3 protein-coding genes are annotated in these 4479 nt (G+C 70.2%); 1 reads left to right on the top strand and 2 read right to left on the bottom strand.

Annotated elements, in window-relative coordinates; translation table 11 throughout:
- Positions 1–125: 125 nt before the first annotated feature.
- Both CCN42_RS29390 and CCN42_RS29385 read right to left on the bottom strand, forming a co-directional pair.
- Positions 126–992 carry an acyl-CoA thioesterase gene (locus CCN42_RS29390; protein WP_043498495.1) on the bottom strand — a complete coding sequence of 289 codons (867 nt, stop codon included), beginning with the start codon at positions 990–992 and terminating at the stop codon, positions 126–128.
- Between the two features lie 19 nt (positions 993–1011).
- On the bottom strand, positions 1012–3525 hold the full coding sequence (locus CCN42_RS29385) for a DEAD/DEAH box helicase (protein ID WP_169731548.1): 2514 nt from the start codon (positions 3523–3525) through the stop codon (positions 1012–1014).
- Positions 3526–3670: 145 nt separating this feature from the next.
- Between CCN42_RS29385 and CCN42_RS29380 the strand changes: the two genes are divergently transcribed.
- A complete protein-coding gene (locus CCN42_RS29380) occupies positions 3671–4465 on the top strand; it encodes a metal-dependent hydrolase (protein ID WP_086740151.1) in 795 nt (264 codons plus the stop codon).
- Positions 4466–4479 lie beyond the last annotated feature (14 nt).

The raw sequence follows: 4479 nt of genomic DNA, 5'->3' as shown, positions 1-4479 counted from the left end.
GCGCCGCCCGCCCCGCGCCCCCGGCGGCCCGGGGCCGAGCCGCCGGGCCCGGTGCCGGAGAAACCGCGCGGCCTGCTCGGACGGCTGCGCCGCAGAAGCTCCTGAACATCCGCGACTCCCCGGGACTACAACGCCCGGAACAGCCCTTCCTGGACGACGGACACCAGCAGACGCCCCTCCAGGTCGTAGATCCGCCCACGGGCCAGACCCCGGCCACCGGTCGCGATCGGCGACTCCTGGTCGTACAGGAACCACTCGTCGGCGCGGAACGGCCGGTGGAACCACATCGCGTGGTCCAGCGACGCCATGTCGAAGCCCCGTGGCCCCCACAGCGGCTCGACCGGGATGCGCACAGCGTCCAGCAGGGTCATGTCACTGGCGTAGGTCAGCGCGCAGGTGTGCACCAGCGGGTCGTCACCGAGCGGCCCGACCGCCCGCATCCACACCGCGCTGCGCGGCTCGGCGCCCTCGATCTCCTCGGGCGTCCAGCGCAACCGGTCCACATAGCGGATGTCGAAGGGCTGACGGCGCGCCATCCGCTCCAACTGTTCGGGCAGCGCGCCCAGATGCTCGCGGATCTCGTCGGCGACCGTCGGCAGGGACTCCGGGTCCGGCACCTTCCGGGCCGGCGGCAGCTGGTGCTCGAAGGACCCTTCCTCAGGCTTGTGAAAGGAGGCGGTGAGATTGAAGATCGTGCGGCCCTGCTGCACGGCCGTGACCCGGCGGGTCGTGAACGACCGCCCGTCACGGACCCGTTCGACCTGGTACACGATCGGCACGCCCGGCCGGCCCGGGCGCAGGAAGTACGCGTGCAGCGAGTGCACCGGGCGGTCGCCCTCCGTGGTGCGTCCGGCGGCGACCAAGGCCTGGCCGGCCACCTGGCCGCCGAAGACCCGCTGGAGGGATTCGTCGGGGCTGCGGCCACGGAAGATGTTGACCTCGATCTGCTCCAGGTCGAGCAGGTCGACGAGTCTTTCGGCCGGGTTCGTCATGAGTGCCTTTCTCCTGTGCTCACAGCTGGCCGACGTCGGTGACACGGACCACGGCGCGGCCCTCCGCGTCGGAGGCGGCGAGGTCGACCTCCGCGCTGATGCCCCAGTCGTGGTCGCCGTTCGGGTCGTCGAAGATCTGCCGGACGCGCCACAGACCGTTCTGCGGCTCCTCCTCGATGATCAGCAGCTTGGGACCGCGCGCGTCCGGGCCGGTGCCCAGCTCCTCGTACTCGTCCCAGTACTTGTCCATCGCCTCGCCCCAGGCCCCGGCGTCCCAGCCCGACTCGGCGTCCAGTTCGCCCAGCTCCTCGACCTGGTCGAGGGCCGCCAGCTCGACCCGGCGGAACATCGCGTTGCGCACCAGGACCCGGAAGGCCCGCGCATTGGTGGTGACCGGTTTGACCTGGTCGGCCTTCTCCTGGGCCTCCTCGGCGGTCATCTCCTCCGGGTTGGCCAGCTGCTCCCACTCGTCGAGCAGACTCGAGTCGACCTGGCGGACCATCTCGCCCAGCCACTCGATCAGATCCTGCAGATCCTCGGACTTCAGGTCGTCGGGCACGGTGTGGTCGAGCGCCTTGTAGGCGCTGGCCAGGTAACGCAGCACGATGCCCTCGGTGCGGGCCAGCTCGTAGTGGGACACCAGCTCCGTGAAGGACATCGCCCGCTCGTACATGTCGCGGATGACCGACTTCGGCGACAGCGGATGGTCGCCGACCCAGGGGTGGCTCTTGCGGTACGTGTTGTACGCGTGGGAGAGCAGCTCCTCCAGGGGCTTCGGGTAGGTGATGTCCTGGAGGCGCTCCATGCGCTCCTCGTACTCGACGCCGTCCGCCTTCATCGCGGCCACCGCCTCGCCGCGCGCCTTGTTCTGCTGGGCGGCGAGGATCTGCCGCGGGTCGTCCAGCGTGGACTCCACCACGGACACCATGTCCAGGGCGTAGGACGGCGACTCCGGGTCCAGCAGCTCGAACGCGGCGAGCGCGAAGGTCGACAGCGGCTGGTTCAGCGCGAAGTCCTGCTGGAGGTCGACGGTGAGCCGCACGATCCGGCCCTCGGCGTCCGGCTCGTCCAGCTTCTCGACGATGCCGCCGTCCAGCAGCGAACGGTAGATGGCGATCGCGCGGCGGATGTGCCGCAGCTGCTGCTTGCGCGGCTCGTGGTTGTCCTCCAGGAGATGCCGCATCGCCTGGAAGGCGTTCCCGGGCCGCGCGATCACGGACAGCAGCATGGTGTGCGTCACCCTGAAGCGGGACGTCAGCGGCTCCGGTTCGGACGTGATCAGCTTCTCGAAGGTGTCCTCCGACCACGCCACGAACCCCTCGGGCGCCTTCTTGCGGACCACCTTGCGGCGCTTCTTCGGGTCGTCGCCCGCCTTGGCGAGCGCCTTCTCGTTCTCGATGACATGCTCGGGTGCCTGGGCGACGACGAAGCCCGCCGTGTCGAAGCCGGCCCGCCCGGCACGGCCCGCGATCTGGTGGAACTCCCGCGCGCGCAGGGTCCGCACCCGGCTGCCGTCGTACTTGGTCAGCGCCGTGAACAACACCGTGCGGATGGGCACGTTGACGCCGACGCCGAGCGTGTCCGTGCCGCAGATGACCTTCAGCAGACCGGCCTGGGCCAGCTTCTCCACCAGGCGCCGGTACTTGGGCAGCATGCCGGCGTGGTGCACACCGATGCCGTGCCGCACGTAACGCGAGAGGTTGCGGCCGAACTTGGTGGTGAAGCGGAAGTTGCCGATCAGCTCGGCGATCCGCTCCTTCTCCTCCTTCGTGCACATGTTGATGCTCATCAGCGCCTGCGCCCGCTCCACCGCCTGCGCCTGGGTGAAGTGCACGATGTAGACCGGCGCCTGCTGGGTCTGCAGCAGCTCCGTCAGCGTCTCGGTGAGCGGCGTGCGCCGGTACGCGTAGGAGAGCGGGACGGGGCGGGTGGCCGAGCGGACCACCGCGGTCGGGCGGCCGGTGCGCCGGGTGAGGTCCTTCTCGAACATCGAGACGTCGCCGAGCGTGGCCGACATCAGGATGAACTGCGCCTGCGGAAGCTCCAGGATCGGGATCTGCCAGGCCCAGCCGCGGTCCGGCTCGGCGTAGAAGTGGAACTCGTCCATGACGACCTGACCGACATCCGCGTGCTTGCCGTCGCGCAGCGCGATGGAGGCGAGCACCTCGGCGGTGCAGCAGATGACCGGGGCGTCGGCGTTGACGGACGCGTCACCGGTCAGCATGCCGACGTTCTCGGTGCCGAAGATCTTGCACAGCTCGAAGAACTTCTCCGAGACCAGCGCCTTGATCGGGGCCGTGTAGAAGGTGACCTCGTCCCTGGCGAGCGCCGCGAAGTGGGCACCGGCGGCGATCATGCTCTTGCCGGAACCGGTGGGCGTCGACACGATCACGTTCGCGCCCGAGACCACCTCGATCAGCGCCTCCTCCTGGTGGGGATAGAGGGTGAGACCGCGGTCCTGGGCCCACGACTCGAAGGCTTCGTACAGGGCGTCGGGGTCGGCGGTCGGCGGCAGCTGATCGATGAGGGTCACGCCCCCATCTTGCCTGGCCTCGTACCCGATGCGGGAATCGGATGCCCGCCCGAAGATCACGAACGCTACGCTGTGTCGCCGACGCGGCATCAGCGCACGCGGCCGACTGGACAGCGGCACATGAGGAACGGGGCGGGCAACGGCGATGATGGGACCAGCACACTCACTCTCCGGAGCCGCGGCCTGGCTCGGCGTCGGCGCGGCCGCCGCCGCTGCCGGGCACCCCATGCCGTGGCCGGTCCTGCTGGCCGGCGCGCTGATCTGCGCCGGCGCCGCGCTCGCCCCCGACCTCGACCACAAGGCCGCGACCATCTCCCGGGCCTTCGGGCCCCTCTCGCGAGGCCTGTGCGAGATCGTCGACAAGCTGTCGTACGCGGTCTACAAGGCAACCAAGAAGCAGGGCGATCCGCGTCGCTCCGGCGGGCACCGCACGCTGACGCACACCTGGCTGTGGGCGGTGCTGATCGGGGGCGGCACCTCGGCGCTGGCGATCACCGGCGAGCGCTGGGCCGTGCTGGCGATCCTCTTCGTGCACATGGTGCTGGCGATCGAGGGGCTGCTGTGGCGGGCGACCCGCGGCTCCAGCAGCGACGTCCTGGTGTGGCTGCTGGCCGCGACCAGCGCGTGGATCCTCGCCGGAGTGCTGGACAAGCCGGGCAACGGGTCGGACTGGCTGTTCACGGCGCCGGGCCAGGAGTATCTGTGGCTGGGGCTGCCGGTCGTGCTGGGTGCGCTGGTGCACGACATCGGGGACGCGCTGACGGTCTCCGGCTGTCCGATCCTGTGGCCGATCCCGGTGGGACGCAAGCGCTGGTACCCGGTCGGTCCGCCGAGAGCCATGCGGTTCCGGGCGGGCAGCTGGGTCGAGCTGAAGGTGCTGATGCCGGCGTTCATGCTGCTCGGGGGAGTGGGCGGCGCGGCGGCACTCAACGTCATCTGAGGCCGGCCGGCCGG

The sequence above is a fragment of the Streptomyces glaucescens genome, from assembly GCF_002154375.1.
Lineage (GTDB): Bacteria > Actinomycetota > Actinomycetes > Streptomycetales > Streptomycetaceae > Streptomyces > Streptomyces glaucescens.
The sequence above is the reverse complement of the archived record's forward strand: the minus strand, read 5'-3'. Positions and strand labels throughout refer to the sequence as shown.

Excerpts from the sequence above, each read along its gene's own strand:
- CCN42_RS29390 (WP_043498495.1), bottom strand. The coding sequence starts at position 992 with ATGACGAACCCGGCCGAAAGACTCGTCGACCTGCTCGACCTGGAGCAG.
- CCN42_RS29380 (WP_086740151.1), top strand. The coding sequence starts at position 3,671 with ATGATGGGACCAGCACACTCACTCTCCGGAGCCGCGGCCTGGCTCGGC.